Here is a 23,456-nt window from a genome sequence, read left to right as displayed (position 1 = left end):
ATGACAGCTATCATAATGCAAATTTAACGCGACGGCATCTTTTCAGCGCATGCTGTTGGGTAAACAGTGAAAAAATTAACGAACTACCAGAGAGTATAGAATGCAGAGAACGGGTATATGGGGAAAAATTTTCGGTGCTCTACTGGGAATATTGCTTGGCCCTAAATATATAGGTCTTCTAATTGGCTTATTTATTGGTCATCAATTTGATAAAGCGTATGCCCGCCAAAGAAACGGTGGTTTTGGCGGTTTTGGTGGTAAAAATGCCACTAATGCAGAGCGCCAAGCTGAGTTCTTTAATGCTTGCTTTGCCACCATGGGACACATGGCGAAGGCCAAAGGTCGTGTCACTGAAAATGAAATTCGTGTTGCCAGTACGATCATGGATCGAATGGGGCTACAGGGTGAATCTCGCCGCCAAGCGCAAAATGCATTTCGTGAAGGTAAAGAAGATAACTTCCCTCTGGAAGAAACCCTTAATCGCGTTCGTAATAGCGCCGGTCGTGCTGACTTATTACAGTTTTTCTTAGAGCTTCAAATTCAAGCGGCGTTTGCGGATGGACAATTACACCCAAAAGAACGTCAACTCTTGCATGTTATTGCACGTTACCTTGGTTTCTCTGAAGCTCAGTTAGAACAACGCTTACAGATGCAAGAAGCAGCGTTTCGTTTTCAACAAGGTGGCTTTCATCAGCAATACCAACAACAAGGGGGTGGTTTTCAAGCGCCACCGACTCGTGATCAATTAGCGGATGCCTTTAAAGTGCTAGGTGTTAATGAAGACGCGTCAGCACAAGAAGTGAAACGTGCTTACCGTAAACAAATGAATGAACACCACCCTGATAAATTAGCGGCAAAAGGTTTACCACCAGAAATGATGGAAATTGCTAAGCAAAAGACCCAAGAACTGCAAGCAGCTTATGATCTGATCCGTAAAGAAAAAGGCTTTAAATAGTCAGTTAACGGCATCGATAGTTGAACCGCAATTAGCAATAAAAAGAAGCGAGCGCCATGCTCGCTTTTTTGTGGCTAAAAATCGAGATTAGAGCTGATTTTTATGGGTACCTTGATGGAAGCTATTAATATTATCTATCAATTGATTAACCAATGTTTGAATGGCGGAATCAGATCCCCATGCTACATGTGGCGTTAGAATCAGATTGGGCAACTGACTATGAACAATTAATGGATTTGACGGCAATGCTGGCTCAGTTGTAAAAACATCGATTCCTGCTCCTGCTATTTGGTGAGAGAGGAGTGCATCAACTAATGCTTGTTCGTTAATTAAACCGCCGCGGCTAGTATTAATTATTATTGCGCTTGATTTCATCAGAGCCAATTGTGATTCGGCAATCATATTATGGGTGGTTGGTGTCAGTGGGCAGTGTAAGCTAATGATATCAGCTTCGCGCAGCACTTGCTCAAAGGGATGATAGCCATCACGGCATTGAGTTGCCCCTGCATGTTCGGCAAATAACACCTCAATACCAATAGCGCGTGCCAGTGTGGCGACAGCCTGACCTAAGCCTCCGTTACCAATAATACCCAAAGTTGATCCTGCAACATCAGTAATTGGGTGGGTGAAAAAACAAAATTGCTGCTGACGTTGCCATTCACCGTTAGCGATGTCTTGTTGATAGCCCGCAAGATTGCGTTTAAGGGCAAAAATCATCGCAATAACATGTTCTGGCACTGAGCGAGTAGCATAACCTTGAATGTTAGCGACCTTGATATTGTGAGTGCGACAATAATCGAGATCAACGTTGTTAGTCCCTGTTGCAGCAATGGCGATAAATTTGAGGAGAGGTAATTGAGCCAGTACCTGACTATTTAGTACAACTTTATTGGTGATTGCTATCGTGGCGTGTTGTAGGCGTTCAACCACTTGTGATGCAGTTGTTGCGTCGTATTGATGCCATTGGTGACAAAAATCAGGGCGAGGAAGACTAATGTGTGCCGGAATAGTGCCATGATCAAGAAAAACGATAGTTTCCATGGGTCATCTCAATAAACAATGAATGCAAGCTGTACGCTAGCATTCATTGTAAAAGATGCCTACCGTTTACGGGTAAATTGTTTGCGTTAGTGCTTGTGGGTAAAATTCACATGGCGCAAATAGGTGCATTGGCTCATCAGTCCCTGGATGGGTAAAGGTCAGTTCTGCTGCATGCAATAATAGTCGTGGTGATGCCGCAATCGCTTCGTCATTGGCATAGAATTTATCACCTAAAATAGGGTGCCCTAGCGCTTGCATATGTACGCGTAGCTGATGTGAGCGACCTGTAATCGGTAATAAGCGAACTAGAGTGCTATTTTCATCGCGACTTAATACTTCATAGTGGGTTACTGACGGCTTTCCGTCATCAAAACATACTTTTTGACGAGGGCGGTTAGGCCAATCACAAATTAGTGGCAAATCAACCGTACCTGTATCATGCTCCATTTGTCCCCAGACTCGTGCGTAATACACTTTTTTGGTTTCACGCTCACGAAATTGTGCTTTGAAGTGGCGTTCAGCAGCTTTATTTAATGCCAATACAATCAAGCCAGAGGTACCCATATCTAACCGATGTACAATTTGTGATTGAGGATATTGAGCTAATACGCGCGCAAATACACTGTCATGATGCTCAGGTTGACGACCTGGATTTGATAACAGACCCGCTGGTTTATTGATCGCTATAATATCGCTATCAATAAAAAGAGTATCCAGCCAAGGATCCGTGGGGGGATTATAGTTTAGCACTGGCAATGGTTTCATGATGCGCTCGCAAATTGAGAGTGAAAAATTGGTCAGCATACTAATATGAATGCCTTACAATTGGTATGTCTATAGTATGTTAGCTATAAAAAAACCGCCGATAAGATGCTGTAAACATACTCTCGACGGTTAAATTTTCATACCGATAATGTCAGTAATTAGTTATGGCTAACAACAATTAAACGCAGTGAATCCAGTTGAATTTGAGCCTTAGCAATGTAGTCTGTTAAATCCAAAATTTGAGATTCAATCAATTCTAACTCGTCATCACGAATGTTAGGGTTAACTGTTTTTAGTGCCAGTAAACGTTGATGCTCAGCACGTAATGTTGCTTCCATCTCGGCTTGTGCTTGGCTACGTACGGTAACTAACTCTTTGTCAATTTCACGTTCAGCATGAGCAATAAGAGTATGGATTTCTTTTTGTACTGAGTTGACTAACTTGCTGCCTAAATGACGGTTAATTGGGCTTAACTGACGGTTAAAGCTTTCAAACTCAACATTGGCAGACAGATTATTACCTTTGCTATCAAGTAGAATGCGAATAGGTGTTTTAGGTAAGAAACGACCAATACCCGATTGTTTTGGTGCTTGCGCATCAACCACGTAAATCAGTTCTAATAACAAAGTACCGACAGGCAGTGCTTTGTTTTTCAGTAATGAAACTGCCGTTGTTCCGACACCTTCACTCAATAGCAATTCAATGCCACCTTGAATCATTGGGTGTTCCCAGCTGATAAAATGCAGATCTTCGCGTGATAGCGCAGTATTACGATCAAAGGTGATGGTACAACCGTCGTAAGGTAAGCCAGGGTAGCTTGCAACCATCATGTGCTCTGATGGTGTTACCACAATTGCGTTTTCACCCTTGTCGTCTTGGTTAAGACCAATGGTATCAAATAAGCCCAGTGCAAAAGAGACCAAGTTGGTATCACCATCTTTGCTGCTAATTTGTTCCACTAACTGTTGTGCGGCTTCGCCACCATTGGAGTGGATTTCAAGTAAGCGGTCACGGCCTTGTTCAAGTTTACCTTTAAGTTCGTTATGTAGTGCCGCACTTTGAGTGATCACCGCTTCCAGTGCGTCACTGTCTTGCTTATCACTAGCAAGTAGTGTGATTAAATCTTCACATACCGCTTCATAGACAGGACGACCCGTTGGGCAGGTTTCTTCAAACGCGTTTAAGCCCTCATTAAACCAACGTGCTAATAAGGCTTGTGAGGTGCCTTCAAGGTGCGGTACGTGGATTTCAATTTCACGTTGCTGACCGATACGATCTAAACGACCAATACGTTGCTCTAACAAGTCAGGGTTACTTGGTAAATCGAACATCACTAATTGATTAGCAAATTGGAAGTTACGACCTTCTGAACCAATCTCTGAACAGATTAATACCTGAGCGCCACTCTCTTCTTGCGCAAAATACGCCGCCGCTTTATCACGTTCAATGATCGACATGCCTTCGTGGAACACGGTCGCACGAATACCCTCACGCTCACGTAGGGCTTGCTCTAACGTTAATGCGGTTTGAGCACGAGAACAGATCACCAATACTTTCTCATTACGGTTGGCTTTTAGCATATCTAGCAACCAGTTAATGCGAGGGTCAAAGTTCCACCATGTCGCTGATTCACCTTCAAACTCTTGATAGATATCTTCAGGATAAAGCAGTTTAATCGCTTTTTCGTTAATGCTTAGTTTACCTGCCATCATGCCAGCTACACGCATCGCGGTGCTGTACTGATTTGGCATTGGTAATGGATACATATTGAGGTGACGCTTAGGGAAACCTTTGATTGCTGAACGGGTGTTACGGAATAATACGCGGCCAGTACCGTGACGATCCATGAGATTACGGATTAATTCGTGACGTGCTTCAAGCGCTTCTGCATCATCTGCTGTGGTTGCATTTTCAATCGCCGTGATCATTGGCTCAACGTTTTGGCCTGCAAGTAAATCAACTAGAGTCTGCTTAGCGTTGCTATCAAGTTTTTCACCAGCAAGTAACTTTGATACGGCGTCAGCAACCGGCTCATATTGACGTTCTTCTTCGACGAAGGCTTCGTAATCGTAAAAACGATCAGGGTCTAATAAGCGTAGGCGAGCAAAGTGGCTTTCACGGCCTAATTGTTCAGGGGTTGCCGTTAGCAGTAATACGCCAGGTGTTTTTTCAGCAATAGCTTCAACCACTTGGTATTGACGGCTTGGACGCTCTTCACTCCATTCAAGGTGATGCGCTTCATCAACAATTAATAGATCCCAATCGGCATCTAATGCTTGTTCAAATCGACGGCGGCTTTTGCGTAGGAAATCAAGTGAACACAGTACGTATTGTGCGGTATCAAATGGGTTAGCCGCATCCGCTAAAGACTCAACACAACGCTCTTCATCAAAAATAGAAAAATGAAGGTTAAAGCGACGCATCATTTCTACAAGCCATTGGTGCTGTAGCGTTTCGGGTACCAAAATCAGAATACGTTCAGCACGGCCAGATAGCACTTGTTGGTGAATGATCATGCCCGCTTCAATGGTTTTACCTAAACCTACTTCATCGGCTAAAAGTACGCGTGGTGCATAACGACGACCGACTTCATGAGCGATATAAAGCTGGTGCGGAATCAAACCTGCACGCATGCCACATAAACCACGCAATGGGCTTTTTAGTTGTTCATATTGATTTTTTAGCGCGCGGTAACGTAATGCAAATCGATCCATACGATCAATTTGACCTGCAAATAATTTATCTTGCGGTTTATTAAAACGAATTTGATGGCTTAAAAATATTTCACGTAACGCGACATCGCTTTCTTCGGTATCTATACGGGTACCGATATAAGTGATAATTCCTTTATCTTCTTCGATCGCTTCAACTTTGAGCGACCAGCCTTCGTGGCTTTCAATCACATCGCCAACATTAAACATTACACGGGTAACTGGTGCATCATGTCGAGCGTATAAACGGTTTTCATCTGATGCTGGAAACATCAAGCTAACAGTGCGAGGCTCAATCGCGACGACTGTTCCCAAACCTAAATCACTTTCTGTATCACTGATCCAACGTTGACCCAAAGCAAATGGCATAGTGCTAGAAACCTTCTAATTATTTGATATAAAGGAAAATATTATAATTCGCGTTGTCTATTTATCGTCTATAATAAAACTAAATGCATAGATGAATAATATGGCATACGCATAACTCAAAAATGGGGGAGTTATGTTACTGCATGATGTGATTAAGGTCACGGTGAAAGTGTGCAAAAGAAGCGTGAGTCTTAATGTCATTTTAGTTTAATCAATAGATGCTTTAATTGTTATGCCTGCTAATCGTTATAAATGCTGTAATTAACACAAACGTTAATTTTGACGTAAGCTAAAAGAGTGATAGCCAAGTTTATTGTTGTTCGCCCTACCAAGGAGGTGCTTATGGACAATGCCGAACGGAAACTGTTTGTACTTGATACAAATATTCTGCTTCATGAACCTCTCGCTATCTTTTCTTTCCAGGAACACGATGTCGTGATTCCGATGACAGTCCTGGAAGAATTAGATCGTATTAAAGACAGTAAGCGTGATGTTTCACGTGATGCGCGGGTTGCTATTCGCGCACTAGAAAATATCTTTCACGATGCGACCCCTGAGCAAATTTCAGCGGGAATTCCTTTTAATGATCAGATTCCACATAACGGCACTATTGCTATTTTTGCTGATTATGAAGTCAAACAAACGGTGCATGCTTTTAGTGATAAAGCAGGTGATAACCGTATTCTTAATAGTGTTCTTTTTCTACAACAAAAACATACCCCTAGAAGCGTAGTCTTAGTGACGAAAGATATCAATATGCGTTTACGAGCCAAAGGGGCTGGGGTGCTGAATGTTGATGATTATCGCTCCGATCAATTGATTGATGATATCGCTTTACTCAGTAAAGGTTTTCACCGTTATCAAGGTAATTTTTGGAGTAATGTCGCTGAATGCCATTCTGAAAATCGCGGTAGTTCAACCTTACATATTTTGCCTCGATCGTTATTTGATAATCCGTACATGAATCAATATTTACTGGATGACAGTGAAGAATTTGCCGCGCGAATCAAAGCGATTGATGGTGAAGAGGTTACGATTAAAGACATCAGTTATGAGCGCTTAATGCATCGCCAAGCATGGGGGGTTCATCCTAAAAACATTTATCAAGGTATGGCATTGGACGCCATGCTCGATCCCAGTATTGATTTAGTGATATTAACTGGTCCTGCTGGGTGTGGTAAAACTATTTTAGCGATGGCAGCAGCGTTAGAGCAGGTGATAGAAAAAGGCATGTATGACAAGATAATTGTTACGCGTAATACACCTGAAATTGCTGAATCTATTGGTTTTCTACCCGGTACTGAAGAAGAGAAAATGTTACCGTGGTTAGCGGCGGTTACCGACACCATGGAAGCATTACATAAGCATGATGTCTGCACTGATGGTTCAATGAAATATATTTTTGATAAAGCCAATATTCAATTTAAATCGATTAACTTTATGCGTGGACGTTCAATTCAAAATGCCTTTGTGCTGCTTGATGAGTGTCAAAATTTAACTGCATCACAGATAAAAACCATTATTACCCGTTGTGGTGAGGGGACTAAGTTGGTGTGCTCGGGTAACTTGGCGCAAATTGATTCCAATTATCTATCACCAGTAACATCAGGATTAACTTACATTGTTGAACGGTTTAAACATTTTGAGGGTAGCGCCAATATTTATATTAATGGTGTGGTGCGAAGTCGTTTAGCTGAATTTGCGGAAGAAAATCTTTAAGTTCCTCGTTGTTGTTTTAATAATATAAGCCGAGCTCTAGGGATAACATACTGAGCTCGGCTTTGTTTATGGCCGTTATTACGCTAAGCCTAAGTAATGACGTAAGTCTGGTTGTTGGGGGTGGTTTAATAGCGCATCAGTCTCCCCAAATGCTTTCACTTCTCCGTTATCAATAAAGATGCATTTATTGGTGATTTTTTTAGCATCATCAGGGCTATGAGTGATCATTAATACGGTGATGGCTTGCTGCTGAGCCAGTTGCTGTACCAGCTGTAGCATGTCGTTACGCAACGTAGGATCAAGTGCCGAAAACGGTTCATCAAGCAATAATAAAGGCCGTTGTCGAATTAAACAGCGCGCTAATGCCACTCGCTGCCGCTGTCCGCCAGACAGTTGCTCGGGTAGGCGGGGTAAATACGCTGTTAATCCCACTTTTTCTGCTGCATCATGTACCTGTTGGCGTTGCTGGGTACTCAATTTAAGACGAGGATCAACGCCAAGAGCAATGTTTTCATAGACCGTTAAATGCGGAAATAAATTATGCTCTTGAAACAGCATTGATAATGGCCGTTGAGCAGGATCAAGCGTAATAATTGATTGCTGGTGGATGGTTATATCACCATGTTGTGGCTGTAAAAACCCCGCAATAAGCGCCAATAAGGTACTTTTCCCTGCACCACTTGGACCGATTAACGCCGCAATATCACCTTGTTGAAGGCTAAAGTTAAAGCTTAACTGCATAGGATGTTCATGTTGGCGTTGAGGTTGATAGGTATAACATAATTGGTTTATATCAAGCATGGTGTTTGCCTTTGGTTCGCCGAGGCTGGAAACAATATTCAATCGCGCTGAATAAACCTAAGCTGAGTAATAACAATAATAATGCCGCCACAGCAGCACCATCCATGCGATAGCTACCCATTAATTGGAATAAATACAGTGGTAGCGTTTGAAAATCTTGGCTACCAAATAAAGCAATTGCCCCAAGATCACCCAGTGACAATACTAAGCTTATAGCCAATGACTGTGCAATCGGTTTACGCAGTGCTCGCCACTCTACAAGTCGTAATCGAGACCAACCACGCATGCCTAAACTATGACATAACGTATTGTATTGTTGAGCAATATGCAGCATGGGTTGGCTAAGGGTTTTGATCACATAAGGCAGTGCCATTAAAGCATTAACCCCTACTACAACCCAAAAAGCAGCGCCATAGGCATCGGTATATTGACGCAGTAATAAGAAAATACCGGTACTTAATACTAGCCCTGGAGTAACTAAAATAATGGTGCCGATCATTTCAATACTATCGGCACTCAAACGTTGTTTATTTAAGCGTAATTGTCGACTCGCGAGTAAGATCATCATGCCAAAAACAAACGCTAAGCTACATGCCATGACCGCAATTTCAAGTGAATTAGCGACTGCATGCCACAGTGCCGGTTGTTGTAATAACTGCGGCAGTTGACGGTTTAATCCAGCAACAAAAACTGCAATAATTGGTGGGATAACCAGCAATATTGCAGCCACGATCCAACTCCAATCCCACCATTTTGCACGCCAATTATCTTGATAATTAACCACATTTTTGCCCACAGAGGCACTAAAGGTTGCTAGTGGTTTGGCAAAGCGATGGCTAAGTAACACTAATCCTCCACAAAGTAACATTTGCCACAGCGCTAAAATAGCACCAGTAGCAAGATCGAAGTCATAGCGAATCGCTTGGTAAATTGCCAGTTCAATGGTGGTTGATTTAGGACCGCCCCCTAGTGACATGATCACCGCAAAACTGGTAAAACACAGCATGAAAATAAGCCCCGCCACATGGGGCAATTGTTGACGTAACCGAGGCCAAGCGACAAGTTTGAATTTATACCAGCCACGAAGATCTAAATGGGCGGCTAATTGATGTTGTTCATAGGGAATTGATTCTAGACTTTGGAGTAAAAAGCGTACCGCTAATGGTAAGTTGAGAAACACATGTGCCAGTAAAATGCCACTTAAACCATAAATGTTTAGTCGGGGTAATCCGAGCCAGCTTAACCCATGGCTAATGATACCGCTTTTGCCGTAGATCGCTAATAAGCCAAACACCGCCACTAATACAGGCATCACTAGCGTCATCGCAAACAAACGTAATAACAGTTGTTTACCTATAAAATTGCGTCGTGATAGTGCGTAAGCAATCGCAATTGCAGGCACAATACTGAGTAAAGTAGACAGCAAGGCTTGGTAAAAACTAAATCGCGTCACATGACGTAGATAAGGATCATGCCATAAGCTACTCAGTTGCCATTGCCCAGCATGAAGTATAAGGCTGGTGATCGCGGCGATCACCAGTAATAAAATAAGCCCGACACTCAATAGTCCGGGCAGAAGTTGAGTTACACGTTTATTCACAACGGTATGCCATTATTGGGTCAGCGCTTGCTGCCATTCTCGAATCCATTCTTTACGCTTGTGAGCCACTTCATCAGCACTAAATTCTAATGCTTTATCTGGCACGCTTAATTGATTAAATGCGGCGGGCAGTGGTTGTTTAGTAACAGGATACATCCAGTTGTGGGTCGCAATTTGAGATTGAAACCCATCACTGACAATGAACTGCATAAATTGATCTGCCAGTTTAGGATGTGGGCTATTTTTCATTTTGGCGGCAACTTCAACCTGCATGTAATGACCTTCTTTAAAGTTGGCCGCTTTATACTGATTTTTATGCTCTTCCATAATGTGATAAGCCGGTGAGGTGGTGTAAGACAATACCATATCAGCTTCACCATCAAGGAACATGCTGTAAGCTTCTGACCAGCCTTTTGTTACCGTTACTGTGTGTTTAGCAAGTTGTTGCCATGCGGCAGTCGCTTTATCGCCGTACACTGATTTTATCCATAACATCAGCCCTTGACCTGGGGTTGAGGTGCGCGGATCTTGGTAGATGATACTGATGTTTTGATCGTTAACCAGCGCTTTTAAACTGGTGGGTGGATGGGGTAATTTGGTGCTGTCATAAACAAACGCAAAATAGCCATAATCAAAAGGAATAAAGGTATCGTCATGCCAACCTTTAGGTAAGGTTAATTTACTTAGATCAACATGTTGTTTTGCCAGTAATCCCGTTTGTTTAGCTTCAGTCATCAGGTTGTTATCAAGCCCCAATAGAATATCCGCTTGGCTACGGCTGCCTTCTAAACGAACTCGATTAAGAATTGATACGCCATCTTCTAAAGAGACAAAGTTAACTTTGCAACCATCGCATTGGGCTTCAAAGGCTTTTTTGATAATAGGTCCAGGCCCCCACTCGGATGAAAACGAGCTGTAGGTATAAACATTAAGGGTATTATCGGCCGCCAAGACGTTATTTGAGAGTAACGCTATCGATATTAGCGGTAAAAGTGTGTAACTGATTTTCACTATGCGCTCCTGATGTCAGCATCCTGCGAACAAAATAAAAAGAGAGAGCGGCACAGGCTTGAGAGGTAGTAGCAGCATGCTGTAATAGCAGCTAGACAGGGGTAAAATACCCATGCGTTTCTCAATTCCTACGCCAGCATTACCTGGTTCAGGTTCAATGGGTTCTGCTATATCAATCAAGATAATAACAACAATCTCAGCCTAATGGCTCCCCAATGAGAACACGAGCATTGTACCTGTAACTTGTACTAAGTTATAGCTTCTGATTTAACTGCCAGTTGTAATCAAATTTAATGTTATCGCCATTGATTTTTTTATGCACTCGATAATGGTTTATATGCTGCAATAAGGCCTGTTGATTACCAAAATCAACGCTATACCAATCATAAATTGACGATAAAGTTGTTTGTTTTAAGTTGGTACGTACCCCTTTATTACTATTAATAAAACGGCTGGCAGCATTGTTGAGTTGTCGATCAAGGTGATGACTATCAAATACTTGAGGCAGTAAGTCAGGACAACCTAAGCTGGCACAATTAACCGCATAATGAATGCGAGGATCGCGCCAAATCGGACGTAATATACGATGTTCAATGTCATTTAAACTTAAGGTTTTATTTGTGATGGTCACAATGGGTTGATCCCAAGGTCCAAAACTGAAAAAACCACCGAGTTTAGTAATTGATGTGATTGGGTAATTATCAATGATCAATTGTACTGTCAGCGCATTATAAAGATTCACCCAATAAGCAAACTGAACATTACGATTATATTGGCGCGGATCAAGTTTAGCTAACTGAGTAATATAATTCTGTAATTGCTGTTTATCGGCGGGAGTCACTGCGCTGTAACGAAACAGTGTTTGTTGTGGGCTAACAACTAAGTATTTAGTTAATAATTGTTGCCATGGGTGATGATTGATATCGCGTTGATTGCTGGCCACCTGATCTTGCCAATAAGGTAATAGATCCGCTTTCGGGGCGGCACATAGAGACCAAGAAGCGAAAATCAACAATAAGCTAAACACAATACGCATACTGAACCTGTTATAAAAAGAGATATCAACAGAAGACCGTAATGATATCTGATTTATTACAGCCGAGTAGGGCGATACTAATGCCTGAGATTAACAGGCATTAGTATTAAGATTAGTTAATTTAAGCGAGATAAGTAGGAATATTAGCTTCATATCCAGCAATTTTCGCTTGGTATTGCAGGGTTAAGCCTATGTTATCTAATCCGTTTAATAGACAGTGACGTCGAAATTCGTCAATTTCAAATGAATATTGGTTACCGTTCGCTGTTACTGTCATAGCCGCTAGATCTACGGTGATTTTTGCCCCTTCAGTGGTTGCTACATAATCAAATAACGCATCAATCTGTGGCGTTGTAAGACGAACAGGGATCATTTGGTTATTGATTGAATTGCCATAAAAAATATCAGCAAAACTAGGGGCGATCATTACTTTAATGCCGTAATCGGCTAACGCCCATGGTGCATGTTCACGCGATGATCCACAGCCAAAGTTTTCGCGAGCCAGTAAAATGGTTGCACCTTGGTAACGAGGGGCATTCATTATAAAATCGGGATTAGGTTGTTGACCGCCATCGTCTAAAAAACGCCAATCATGAAATAAATGTTGTCCAAATCCAGTACGGGTTACTTTTTGAAGAAACTGTTTTGGAATAATGGCATCGGTATCAATATTGGCGGTATTTAACGGTACCACTAACCCTGTATGTTGAGTAAAGCCTGTCATAGTTATGTCCTTATTATGCCGATAGTGGTTCAAGTTGACGAATATCGACAAAGTGTCCTGCACATGCCGCCGCCGCCGCCATGGCTGGGCTGACTAAGTGGGTACGACCATCTCGTCCCTGACGTCCTTCAAAATTACGGTTACTGGTGGATGCGCATCGCTCTTGAGGGCCTAAGCGATCGTTGTTCATTGCAAGGCACATTGAGCACCCAGGTAAACGCCATTCAAACCCCGCTTCAATAAAGATCTTATCTAGGCCTTCTTGCTCTGCTTGAGTTTTTACTTGTTCAGAACCCGGCACGACTAAGGCTTGGACATTAGCGGCCACTTTACGGCCTTTAGCAATAGCAGCTGCGGCGCGCATATCTTCGATACGTGAATTGGTACAAGAACCGATAAAAACTTTATCGATAGCATAATCAGATAATGATTTATGAGGTTCTAGTCCCATGTAAGCCAAGGCTTTTTTAGCGGATGTTTGCTCAACTAAATCACTGAAACTTTCAGGTGCAGGGATCGGCTCATCAACAGCAATCACTTGACCGGGATTCGTGCCCCATGTCACTTGTGGTTTGATCTCGGTAGCATTTAAGGTGACAACTGCATCAAACTCTGCGTTGTCATCACTGGTGAGGGTTTGCCAATAAGTGATAGCGGCGTCTAAATCAGCACCTTGAGGTGAAAATTTACGGCCTTTAATATAATCAAAAGTAGTTTGGTCAGGGGCAATTAAGCCTGCTTTTGCACCTAACTCTATCGCCATATTACACACTGTCATACGACCTTCCATCGACAGATCCGTGATAGCTTCGCCACAAAATTCAACCACATAACCTGTTCCGCCAGCAGCGGTAGTTTTACCGATAATCGCTAGTACGATATCTTTCGCGGTAATACCCTCTGCTACTTTTCCTGTAACTTCAATTTTCATGGTTTTAGCGCGAGATTGTTTAAGAGTTTGGGTCGCTAATACGTGCTCAACTTCTGAGGTGCCAATACCGAAAGCCAGTGCGCCAAATGCACCGTGAGTCGCGGTATGTGAATCGCCACAAACAATAGTCATTCCGGGTAAGGTAATACCTAACTCTGGTCCCATTACATGGACAATACCCTGATATTTATGGTTTAAGTCATACAAGGTAACCCCAAAATCAGCACAGTTTTTTGCTAGGGTTTCCATTTGGATTCGTGCCATTTCACCACTGGCGTTAATGTCTTTGGTTTGAGTTGAAACGTTATGATCCATGGTGGCAAAGGTTTTATTTACTTGGCGAACTTGGCGACCTTGTTCGCGCAGCCCATCAAATGCCTGTGGTGAGGTCACTTCATGCACTAAATGACGATCAATATATAAGATTGGGTTTTCGCCAGCCGCTGCTACTACCACATGGGCATCATAGACTTTTTGATAAAGCGTTCTGGCTTGGCTTGAGGGTGACATTATTGTATTCGACATCATGCTGTTCCTTATGCATGTTGAATATAGGCGGCGATTTTGTCACCCATTTCGCTGGTGGTAAGGGCGGTGTTATTACTGGCTAAATCTGCCGTTAGTTGCCCCGCTTCTAGTGCTTGTGCCACCGCTTTTTCTATTGCACGAGCCGCATTTTCTTCACCAAGGCTGTAACGCAACATTAAGGCTGCGGATAGAATCTGGGCTATGGGGTTGGCAATATTTTTACCTGCGATATCAGGTGCTGAACCGCCAGCCGGTTCATATAGACCAAATTTTTGTTGGTTTAAACTTGCAGATGGCAACATGCCCATTGAACCGGTGATCATGGCGCATTCATCGGAAATAATATCGCCAAAAATATTGGAACATAACATCACATCAAATTGTGATGGATCTTTGATAAGTTGCATAGTGGCGTTATCAATGTACATGTGAGTTAAGCTGACATCGGGGTAATCAACCGCAATTTCTTCAACCACTTGACGCCATAAAATTGAGCTTTGTAGTACATTGGCTTTATCAATTGAACAGACTTTTTTACGGCGTAAACGCGCAGATTCAAAGGCTATTTTAGCAATGCGTTCAATTTCATAGCGATGATAAATTTCAGTATCAAAGGCTTTTTCTTGTGCGCCTTCACCTGATCGACCTTTGGGCTCGCCAAAATAAATGCCGCCAGTGAGTTCACGTACAACGGCAATATCAAATCCACGCTCAGAGATATCAGCCCGTAGTGGAGAAAAGTGTTCTAGACCACGGTGGATTTGTGCTGGGCGTAAGTTACAAAATAATTCAAAGTGCTTACGTAGTGGTAAGAGTGCGCCACGCTCCGGTTGATCATTGGGAGCGAGGTGTTCCCATTTAGGGCCACCAACAGAGCCAAACAATACCGCATCTGCAGCTTCACAACCTTTTAGAGTGATGGACGGTAGGGGGCTGCCATGATTATCAATCGCAATACCACCAACATCGAACTGATGACAATTAAGGGTAATATCAAATTTTTGTTGGACTGCCGCTAAGACTTTGTGTGCTTGTTGCATCACTTCTGGGCCAATACCGTCACCGGGTAGTACTGCTATATTATATGAACCTGCCATGGTGGGTGCTCTCCATAATGTACTAAAAATAGATTGAATTTGTTGTTAATGAATAACGTTAGTGGCTATGTTGCTGTTTGATAGTTGCGATTTGATCGGCACGATAAATACTATTGATAACATGGATCAGCGCTTGACCTGACGCTTCTACAATATCTGTCGCAAGGCCTGTGCCGTGGTACTTGCGGCCTTTGTAATTAGCGATAATATCGGCTTGTCCTAGGCCATCTTCACCTTCGCCTTTGGCGGTAAGATCAAACTTATCAAGTACAATTTCATACCCTGTTAGGCGGTAGATACATTGATACAAGGCATCTACCGGACCATTACCGACAGCGGCTTCACACTTTTCCTGATCGCCACATTGAAGTTTTATGCTAGTGGTTGCCATTACACTGCCAGATTGGACGCTTAAATAGTTTATTTTGAAAAAGTCATCTTCATCGCGCAGATTAGAAAAATGCATTAAGGCTTCAAGATCATAATCAAACACTTGGCCTTTTCTATCGGCTAGGCTAAGAAAATCGGTATACAGTTTATCAAGGTCATATTCATGCTCGGTATAGCCAAGAGTATCCATATGACTCTTAACCGCGGCACGACCAGAACGACTGGTAAGGTTCAATGCTTGGTTTTTAAGACCAATCGAATTTGGGGTCATGATTTCGTAGGTATTTTTATTTTTCAGCATGCCGTCTTGATGAATGCCTGAAGAGTGACTAAAAGCATTACTGCCTACGATAGCTTTATTGGCTTGAATCGGCATATGACATAACTGACTAACCATTTTACTGGTGCGATGGATTTCATCATGCTTGAGGTTGGTATGCACCCCTAATAGTGATTGACGGGTTTTAATGATCATCGCTATCTCTTCAAGGGCGCAATTACCTGCGCGTTCACCTAAACCGTTAATGGTGCCTTCTACTTGGCGGGCGCCCGCTTGAATGGCTGCCATGGAGTTTGCGACTGACATACCAAGATCGTCATGACAATGCACGGAGATGATGGCTTTATCGATATTGGGTACACGATTAAACAGTTGGGTGATAATGCCACCAAACTCACTTGGTAGGGTGTAACCCACTGTATCGGGAATATTAATGGTCGTTGCTCCCGCATCAATTGCGGCTTCTACCATACGACATAAATTATCAATTGGTGTCCGTCCGGCATCTTCACAGGAAAACTCGACATCATCGGTATATTTACGCGCCCGTTTTACTGCCGCAATGCCCATCGCAATCACATCGTCATAGCTACGACGCAATTTATCTTGTACATGGACAGTTGAGGTTGAAATAAAGGTATGGATACGAAATGATTCAGCGGCTTTTAACGATTCAGCGGCAACATCAATGTCTTTTTCGACCGCACGCGACAAGGCACATATACGACTGTTTCTAATGTGCTTAGCGATGGTTTGTACTGATTCAAAATCACCAGGGGATGACACTGGAAAACCGGCCTCGATAACATCGATACCTAAGCGTTCTAGCGCATAAGCAATTTGCAATTTTTCTTTAACTGTTAGGCTGGCGGATAAAGCTTGTTCGCCATCACGCAAAGTGGTATCAAAAATAATGACCTGATCTTTCATAGTGACATCCTTTTACTTTTATATGTGAGCCTGTAATAAGACTGAGTTCCGCATTCACTTGCGCTGGTCAAAATATGAAAAAACCCGCGCTTGCTTGCGCGGGTTTTGAAATCTTTAGTGGTGTTTTCCACTCGATAGCAACCCGCGTGATTATGTCACGATAAGGAGGAGGGCTAAGAGGAGATAGAAATACGTTTTCATTTCATTAAAGACTTCAATAAATTTGGTTAACAAATGAATATCAAATAGACGGGCTATAGGTCAACCAAAAGTTGTGTTTTTTTTGTACTTTCAAGAACAGGCTATCGTTTGATAACCAAAAATAGACATCGTAATCACGCTTAATAACTGTATTAAATAATATATATTTCAATTAAGAATGATAAATATTAATAATGATTATTGAAGTGCTTTAAATAACTATTATTAAAATTAATAATTGTTATTGATTGTTATATTTATAGGTGTAATGACTTAAGGTTGTTTATATATACATAATACAAATATATAATAAGTACATAATATTCCCATTGTGAATTTATATTTGAAAATAAATGATAATCTTTGAAATTAAAACGTGATTTTATCTTATTTTATGAATGGTTATTTTATTTATATTAAATTAAAGAATATTGATTTAGCGACTAAGTGTTTGATTGTTAAAGTTTCATATTTCTGAATTATTTTTAAATAAGAGGTTGTTCATATTGTCTTATTTTCTATTATTAGTTACATCAATCTATATGGTTGATACTGGCTGTATCCCAACTAGGGCATTCAAAGCAAACACTGTAGACAAAAATTTAATGTCTAACTTATGTATAGCGTTGCGATGCACCAATAATGATTATTTTTAGAGGTATACATGAGCCGAACGACTACTTCAGTTGCTGCAGTTGATAATTTCAGTATGGAATCCACACTTCGTAGTGTTGACCTTAATCTATTGACCGTTTTTGATGCCGTTATGCAAGAGCAAAATATAACGCGAGCAGCACAAAATTTAGGTATGTCGCAACCCGCAGTAAGTAATGCGGTTGCGCGTTTAAAAGTGATGTTTAATGATGATCTTTTCATTCGTCATGGTCGTGGTATTCAACCAACGCAACGTGCTAAACAATTGTTTGGTCCATTACGTCAAGCATTGCAGTTGGTAAAAAACGAATTACCTTGCTCTATCTTTGCACCATTAACATCAAGCCGCACTTTTAAACTCGCAATTTGTAGCCCTTCAGATATGCGTTTCGCACCGACAGTATTGTCGACCATGCGCGAACAAGCACCACATATTCAACTGCAATTAGAAGCAGAAGTGGATGCCGAATTATCACAAAAAATGCGTTATCAAGAAGTTGATTTTGTGATTGACTATACTCGTTTTGATGAAGATGGTTTCTGTAGTACTGAATTATTTTGTGATGAGTTAGTGGCTATTGCAGCTAATAATCACCCTCGAATTGGTGACAGTATTTCTGCTGATGAATTCAGTAACGAAATGCATGCTGTATTAAAATCAGTATCAGATGTGAAAATGTTTGCTGATGATATCTATAATCACAGTGAAACAAATTGTCAGGATGCTTATCAAGGCGCAAGTCTGAACGACATTATGTTTGTTGTTAGCCAATCTGAATTGATTGCCGTTGCCCCGCGTTGGTTAGCTGAAGCATCTGCTGAAAACTTACAAATTAAAGTACTGCCGTTGCCTTTTACTAATGCAAAAATCACAGGCTACCTAAGCTGGCATGAATCAACGCAGAAAGATAAAGGTAATATCTGGATGCGTGATCAGTTAATGGCTATCTGTGGTGATCTGACCAGCTAATAGTTTATAAAGCGTTATTATAAGGCCAGCTTAAACGCTGGCTTTTTTTATGGTAAAAATAAAATCATATGCTTTGATTAGCAATAGGTTAGCGTGGCGAGATTTTATAGTAATGATATTTAAAGTTTCTATTTTCACGTAGATTGTTTAGGTTCTTTTTCTGTTATGAGACCATGTTATTTATAGATTCTTACACTTTTATTGTTTGTTTAAAAAGTCATTGAAGACAATAAGTAAGCGGGTATAGAGTGATCTCGGTCATCAGAAACTATAATTTAATATTCATTATAGTTGGCTTTTCAAAGACTGAATTGTAGACTGCATCTCTCAAATCAGCTTACAAGTGTAAGCTAAAAAAATAGAGTACTTATGGCACAACATGATTTCCATATTGTTCACCGTATTCGTCAGCAAATTGCGCGCTTAGGCGACACGCCTGCTTTACGTCATCAAGTTAATGATGAATGGCAAGATATTAGCTGGAATAATTTTGGTGAAAAAATTCAACAATTGGCATTAGCACTACTAAATCAAGGTTTAGCAGTACAAGATAAAGTCGGTATTTTTGCTAATAATATGCCTCGTTGGACGGTTGCTGATTTTGCTTCGCTATATAACCGCTGTGTTACGGTGCCTATTTATCCAACCAATACACCTCAGCAATCTGCATATATCATTAATGATGCCAATGTAAAAGTCCTCTTTGTTGGTGGACAAGCACAGCTAAATATAGCGGTAGCTATTGCTGATCAGTGTCCGAATTTAGAGCGTATTGTTGCACTAACAGATGATGTTGAATTACCTCAACACCCATTAGTTTGTCATTACGTCGATTTTTTAAAAACAGCCTCTTCAGAGTATCAGTCAGAGCTTGATGCCCGTTTAGACAGCTTGGCTATGGATGATTTATTAACGCTGATCTATACCTCGGGTACCACAGGTACACCTAAAGGGGTAATGCTTGATTATGCTAATATTGCTTCACAAATTATTGCTCATGATGAACGTTTAGCATTAGATGAAGGTGATACATCATTATGTTTCTTACCGTTATCACATGTCTTTGAACGTGCTTGGACATTTTATGTCTTACACCGTGGCGTCATTAATTGTTATCTGTCAGATACCAATAAGCTCAAAGAAGCGTTAGTGACAGTAAAGCCTAATTACATGTCTGCTGTGCCTCGTGTTTATGAAAAAATATATTCAGGTGTTCATGAAAAAGTCGCTCGTGCCCCTTTTCATCGTAAGATGATTTTTACTTGGGCTGTAAATATGGGTGCAAGGATGTCGTTGGCTCGTCAAGAGTGTCGTGAGCCTTCATGGTTATTACAGAAAAGCCATAACTTAGCCGATAAAATGGTGCTGTCTAAATTACGTGCAGTATTGGGTGGCAATATTAAGTGTATGCCATGTGGCGGTGCTAAATTAGATGCGGGCATTGGTCGTTTTTTCCATGCTATGGGGATTAACGTAAAGTTAGGCTATGGCATGACAGAAACCACTGCGACGGTGTCTTGTTGGGATGATCGCTGCTATAACCCTGATTCAATTGGTATGCCAATGCCAGGTGCTGAAGTTAAAATTGGTAAAGATAATGAAATTTTAGTACGCGGTCCGATGGTTATGCGTGGCTATTACAATATGCCAGAAGAGACAGCGAACAATTTTACTGATGATGGATTTCTTAAAACCGGTGATGCGGGTTATATCGATGAGCAAGGTAATTTGTTTATTACTGATCGTATCAAAGAGTTAATGAAAACATCGGGTGGTAAGTATATTGCACCACAAGTGATTGAAGGTGCGATTGGTAAAGATCATCTAATTGAACAAATTGCGGTTATTGCTGACACCCGTAAATTCGTATCAGCATTGATCGTACCTTGTTTTGAAACACTAGAAGAACATGCGCGTGAGCTCAATATTAAATATCAAGATCGCATGGAATTGGTTAAACACAGCCAAATTGTTGAATTAATTGAGAAACGTGTGATTGAGTTACAGAAAGATCTAGCACGTTTTGAGCAAGTAAAAAAATTCACCTTATTACCTAAATCATTCTCAATGGATAAAGGTGAATTAACACCAACGCAAAAATTACGTCGTAAAGTGATTCAAGATCGTTACCATAAAGAGATTGAACATATGTACGAAGAAAGCCATAAAAAAGCGCAACAAAAAGACGACTAATCTATTTTTTGCTTAGATTTAAGAAAGAAGCCTTTAAGGCTTCTTTTTTTTATTTGAGTAAAGAGAGATATTCTGAATTCACATCGAATAGTAGTCGTTGGTAGTATAGAGTTTACTAAGATCTATATAAAACATTAACAATTTTAGATCCGATAGATATAAACCGTAAACTTGTCTTTTGCTCTAGCAATGAATGATGCAAAAGCGTTAAAGTTGTTACGGTTATTCGTGGTTATTATTATAACCATGATAAACATAGCATGAGTATTCATGTTTTTTATTAGGCTAAAAATAAGCCCTAACTATGTTTTATCGATCTGGAGACAAAATATGGAAATGTTGTCTGGCGCAGACATGATCGTTCGTTCAATGATCGATCAAGGCGTTAAGCATATCTTCGGTTATCCCGGAGGCTCGGTTCTTGATATTTATGATGCTTTACATGAAAAAAGCGATATTGAACATGTACTTGTACGTCATGAGCAAGCCGCTGTGCACATGGCTGATGGCTATGCTAGAGCAACAGGAGACGTGGGTGTTGTCCTTGTTACCTCCGGCCCCGGTGCAACCAATGCGATCACCGGTATTGCTACCGCTTATATGGACTCGATCCCACTGGTTGTATTGTCCGGCCAAGTAATGAGTAACTTGATTGGTAATGATGCCTTTCAAGAGTGTGATATGGTCGGCATTTCCCGCCCTGTCGTAAAGCACAGCTTTTTGGTAACAAAACCGGAAGATATCCCCACTATTATCAAAAAAGCGTTTTATATTGCTGCCAGTGGCCGTCCAGGGCCGGTTGTGGTTGATATTCCCAAAGATATGCTTAATCCGGCAGAAACCTATCCCTACCAGTATCCTGAATCGATAGCATTACGTTCTTATAATCCCACAACTCAAGGTCATAAAGGTCAAATTAAGCGGGGTGTCAAAGCCTTATTAGCCGCCAAACAACCTGTGCTGTACGTTGGTGGTGGCGCGGTGATGTCTAACTGTAGTGAGCCATTGATAGCATTAGCTGAAAGTTTACATATTCCGGTGGTTAATACACTAATGGGGCTTGGTGCTTTTCCGGGAACACATGCGCAATGTTTGGGTATGTTGGGTATGCATGGAACCTATGAAGCTAATATGGCGATGCATAATGCAGATCTTATTTTTGGGATCGGGGTTAGATTTGATGATCGCACCACTAATAATCTTGAAAAGTACTGCCCCAATGCAACTATTATGCACATTGATATTGATCCGTCATCGATATCAAAAACGGTGGCGGTTGATATCCCTATTGTAGGTTCTGCTGATACTGTGCTGACGTGTATGCTTAAATTGGTTAATGAGCAAGACGATATTGATAATCAAGCAGCATTACAGCCATGGTGGCAACAAATATCGACATGGCGTCAGCGTCAATGTCTGCGCTATGACACCACAACAGATCGCATTAAACCGCAACAGGTAATTGAATCTTTGTATCGTCTTACTGATGGTGATGCTTATGTCTCTTCCGATGTAGGTCAGCATCAAATGTTCGCCGCATTGTATTATCCATTTGATAAACCTCGACGTTGGATCAATTCAGGCGGTCTTGGCACTATGGGATTTGGTCTGCCTGCAGCAATGGGGGTTAAATTTGCATTACCTGATGCAGAAGTGGTGTGCGTAACGGGGGATGGCAGTATTCAAATGAATATTCAAGAGCTTTCAACCGCATTGCAATACGATATTCCCGTGAAAATTATCAATCTTAATAATCGTTTTCTTGGCATGGTAAAGCAATGGCAAGATATGATTTATCAAGGTCGTCATTCTCAATCTTATATGGATTCTGTGCCTGATTTTGCCGCGATTGCTGAAGCTTATGGTCATGTTGGGGTTCGTATTTCCGATCCTAAACAGTTGGATCAGCAATTAGAACAAGCATTAGCCTTGAAAGATAAATTGGTTTTTATTGATATCAGTGTTGATGAAACTGAGCATGTGTACCCGATGTTGATTCGTGGTGGTGCGATGAGTGACATGTGGTTAAGTAAAACGGAGCGTACATAATGCGTAGAATTATTTCAGTATTACTTGAAAACCAGCCAGGGGCTTTGTCACGGGTGGTGGGCTTATTTTCCCAACGTGGTTATAACATCGAGTCATTAACTGTTGCTCCAACGGATGATCCTACCTTATCACGGTTAAATATTACTACCCACGTTGAAGATGAAGCCGCGTATGAACAAATTGAAAAACAGCTGCACAAACTCATCGATATTTTAAAGGTCAGTAATGTCACGGCATCTGATCATATTGAACGAGAATTAATGTTGGTAAAAGTCAAAGCCAGTGGTTTTGCGCGAGCAGAGGTAAAACGTACTGCTGATATTTTTAGAGGCTTAATTGTTGATGTAACCAGTCAGATTTATACCATCCAATTGGTGGGAACCGGCGGTAAGCTAGATGCATTTTTAGCTGCAGTGGGTGAGGCGACAGAGATCATTGAAGTGGCTCGTAGTGGTATTGTTGGTTTAGCTCGTGGTGAGCGTGCTTTAAAAGCATAGTCTT

The 23,456-nt window shown here is 41.3% G+C and carries 17 protein-coding genes and 1 riboswitch; of the genes, 6 read left to right on the top strand and 11 right to left on the bottom strand.

Translation table 11 applies throughout. The features are described 5' to 3' along the window. Positions 1 to 100: 100 nt before the first annotated feature. Positions 101 to 955: a co-chaperone DjlA gene (djlA, locus tag CZ809_RS16175; protein ID WP_080158601.1), complete on the top strand. Its 855-nt coding sequence runs from the start codon at positions 101 to 103 to the stop codon at positions 953 to 955. Between the two features lie 87 nt (positions 956 to 1,042). Here the strand turns inward: djlA and CZ809_RS16170 are convergent, their stop codons facing one another. The 3 genes from CZ809_RS16170 to rapA all read right to left on the bottom strand — a co-directional run bounded on the left by CZ809_RS16170 (position 1,043) and on the right by rapA (position 5,841). After that, positions 1,043 to 1,996, bottom strand: a complete 954-nt coding sequence (locus CZ809_RS16170; RefSeq protein WP_080158600.1) for a D-2-hydroxyacid dehydrogenase — start codon at positions 1,994 to 1,996, stop codon at positions 1,043 to 1,045. A gap of 66 nt (positions 1,997 to 2,062) precedes the next feature. After that, positions 2,063 to 2,761, bottom strand: coding sequence for a bifunctional tRNA pseudouridine(32) synthase/23S rRNA pseudouridine(746) synthase RluA (rluA, locus tag CZ809_RS16165; protein ID WP_080158625.1), 699 nt, complete (start codon positions 2,759 to 2,761; stop codon positions 2,063 to 2,065). A gap of 158 nt (positions 2,762 to 2,919) precedes the next feature. Further along, complete coding sequence (gene rapA, locus CZ809_RS16160; RefSeq protein ID WP_080158599.1) at positions 2,920 to 5,841, bottom strand: RNA polymerase-associated protein RapA; 2,922 nt, start codon at positions 5,839 to 5,841, stop codon at positions 2,920 to 2,922. 342 nt (positions 5,842 to 6,183) lie between these two features. Here rapA and CZ809_RS16155 point away from each other — a divergent pair, with 342 nt between their 5' ends. Further along, positions 6,184 to 7,560, top strand: a complete 1,377-nt coding sequence (locus tag CZ809_RS16155; protein WP_080158598.1) for a PhoH family protein — start codon at positions 6,184 to 6,186, stop codon at positions 7,558 to 7,560. Between the two features lie 78 nt (positions 7,561 to 7,638). On the opposite strand, the gene thiQ is transcribed toward CZ809_RS16155, so the two are convergent. The 8 genes from thiQ to leuA form a co-directional block, all read right to left on the bottom strand. Then, positions 7,639 to 8,361: a thiamine ABC transporter ATP-binding protein gene (gene thiQ, locus CZ809_RS16150; RefSeq protein WP_080158597.1), complete on the bottom strand. Its 723-nt coding sequence runs from the start codon at positions 8,359 to 8,361 to the stop codon at positions 7,639 to 7,641. Then, positions 8,354 to 9,961, bottom strand: a complete 1,608-nt coding sequence (thiP, locus tag CZ809_RS16145; protein WP_080158596.1) for a thiamine/thiamine pyrophosphate ABC transporter permease ThiP — start codon at positions 9,959 to 9,961, stop codon at positions 8,354 to 8,356. The genes thiQ and thiP overlap by 8 nt, the downstream gene beginning before the upstream one ends. Positions 9,962 to 9,973: 12 nt before the next feature. After that, the gene (gene thiB / locus CZ809_RS16140) at positions 9,974 to 10,966 is read right to left on the bottom strand and encodes a thiamine ABC transporter substrate binding subunit (protein WP_370738022.1); all 993 of its coding nucleotides are present in this window, start codon (positions 10,964 to 10,966) and stop codon (positions 9,974 to 9,976) included. A gap of 114 nt (positions 10,967 to 11,080) precedes the next feature. Further along, positions 11,081 to 11,197: riboswitch (TPP riboswitch) on the bottom strand. 28 nt (positions 11,198 to 11,225) lie between these two features. After that, positions 11,226 to 12,008, bottom strand: a complete 783-nt coding sequence (locus CZ809_RS16135) for a DUF547 domain-containing protein (protein ID WP_080158594.1) — start codon at positions 12,006 to 12,008, stop codon at positions 11,226 to 11,228. 121 nt (positions 12,009 to 12,129) lie between these two features. After that, positions 12,130 to 12,732: a 3-isopropylmalate dehydratase small subunit gene (gene leuD / locus CZ809_RS16130; protein WP_080158593.1), complete on the bottom strand. Its 603-nt coding sequence runs from the start codon at positions 12,730 to 12,732 to the stop codon at positions 12,130 to 12,132. A gap of 13 nt (positions 12,733 to 12,745) precedes the next feature. Then, entirely contained in the window at positions 12,746 to 14,173 is a 1,428-nt protein-coding gene (gene leuC / locus CZ809_RS16125; protein ID WP_080158624.1) for a 3-isopropylmalate dehydratase large subunit, read from the bottom strand. Between the two features lie 26 nt (positions 14,174 to 14,199). Beyond that, positions 14,200 to 15,288, bottom strand: a complete 1,089-nt coding sequence (gene leuB, locus CZ809_RS16120) for a 3-isopropylmalate dehydrogenase (RefSeq protein ID WP_080158592.1) — start codon at positions 15,286 to 15,288, stop codon at positions 14,200 to 14,202. A 58-nt stretch (positions 15,289 to 15,346) separates the two neighbouring features. Further along, complete coding sequence (leuA, locus tag CZ809_RS16115) at positions 15,347 to 16,888, bottom strand: 2-isopropylmalate synthase (protein ID WP_080158591.1); 1,542 nt, start codon at positions 16,886 to 16,888, stop codon at positions 15,347 to 15,349. 865 nt (positions 16,889 to 17,753) lie between these two features. On the opposite strand from leuA, the gene leuO reads away from it, so the two are divergent. The 4 genes from leuO to ilvN all read left to right on the top strand — a co-directional run bounded on the left by leuO (position 17,754) and on the right by ilvN (position 23,452). Then, entirely contained in the window at positions 17,754 to 18,713 is a 960-nt protein-coding gene (leuO, locus tag CZ809_RS16110) for a transcriptional regulator LeuO (RefSeq protein WP_080158590.1), read from the top strand. A 369-nt stretch (positions 18,714 to 19,082) separates the two neighbouring features. After that, positions 19,083 to 20,906: an AMP-dependent synthetase/ligase gene (locus tag CZ809_RS16105; protein WP_080158589.1), complete on the top strand. Its 1,824-nt coding sequence runs from the start codon at positions 19,083 to 19,085 to the stop codon at positions 20,904 to 20,906. Positions 20,907 to 21,236: 330 nt separating this feature from the next. Beyond that, positions 21,237 to 22,955 (top strand): acetolactate synthase 3 large subunit, encoded by a 1,719-nt coding sequence (locus tag CZ809_RS16100; protein WP_080158588.1) that lies wholly within the window; start codon positions 21,237 to 21,239, stop codon positions 22,953 to 22,955. After that, positions 22,955 to 23,452, top strand: coding sequence for an acetolactate synthase small subunit (ilvN, locus tag CZ809_RS16095; RefSeq protein WP_080158587.1), 498 nt, complete (start codon positions 22,955 to 22,957; stop codon positions 23,450 to 23,452). Before CZ809_RS16100 ends, ilvN begins: the two co-directional genes overlap by 1 nt. The last annotated feature ends 4 nt before the right edge of the window (positions 23,453 to 23,456 follow it).

Source organism: Photobacterium piscicola, from assembly GCF_900166965.1.
Taxonomy (GTDB): domain Bacteria; phylum Pseudomonadota; class Gammaproteobacteria; order Enterobacterales; family Vibrionaceae; genus Photobacterium; species Photobacterium piscicola.
The sequence above is the reverse complement of the archived record's forward strand: the minus strand, read 5'-3'. Positions and strand labels throughout refer to the sequence as shown.

Coding starts and splice junctions, on each gene's coding strand:
- leuD (WP_080158593.1), bottom strand. CDS start 12,732: ATGACAGGCTTTACTCAACATACAGGGTTAGTGGTACCGTTAAATACC.
- ilvN (WP_080158587.1), top strand. CDS start 22,955: ATGCGTAGAATTATTTCAGTATTACTTGAAAACCAGCCAGGGGCTTTG.
- thiQ (WP_080158597.1), bottom strand. CDS start 8,361: ATGCTTGATATAAACCAATTATGTTATACCTATCAACCTCAACGCCAA.
- CZ809_RS16100 (WP_080158588.1), top strand. CDS start 21,237: ATGGAAATGTTGTCTGGCGCAGACATGATCGTTCGTTCAATGATCGAT.
- CZ809_RS16170 (WP_080158600.1), bottom strand. CDS start 1,996: ATGGAAACTATCGTTTTTCTTGATCATGGCACTATTCCGGCACACATT.
- leuO (WP_080158590.1), top strand. CDS start 17,754: ATGAGCCGAACGACTACTTCAGTTGCTGCAGTTGATAATTTCAGTATG.
- rluA (WP_080158625.1), bottom strand. CDS start 2,761: ATGAAACCATTGCCAGTGCTAAACTATAATCCCCCCACGGATCCTTGG.
- djlA (WP_080158601.1), top strand. CDS start 101: ATGCAGAGAACGGGTATATGGGGAAAAATTTTCGGTGCTCTACTGGGA.
- CZ809_RS16135 (WP_080158594.1), bottom strand. CDS start 12,008: ATGCGTATTGTGTTTAGCTTATTGTTGATTTTCGCTTCTTGGTCTCTA.
- leuC (WP_080158624.1), bottom strand. CDS start 14,173: ATGTCACCCTCAAGCCAAGCCAGAACGCTTTATCAAAAAGTCTATGAT.
- leuB (WP_080158592.1), bottom strand. CDS start 15,288: ATGGCAGGTTCATATAATATAGCAGTACTACCCGGTGACGGTATTGGC.
- CZ809_RS16155 (WP_080158598.1), top strand. CDS start 6,184: ATGGACAATGCCGAACGGAAACTGTTTGTACTTGATACAAATATTCTG.
- CZ809_RS16105 (WP_080158589.1), top strand. CDS start 19,083: ATGGCACAACATGATTTCCATATTGTTCACCGTATTCGTCAGCAAATT.
- leuA (WP_080158591.1), bottom strand. CDS start 16,888: ATGAAAGATCAGGTCATTATTTTTGATACCACTTTGCGTGATGGCGAA.
- rapA (WP_080158599.1), bottom strand. CDS start 5,841: ATGCCATTTGCTTTGGGTCAACGTTGGATCAGTGATACAGAAAGTGAT.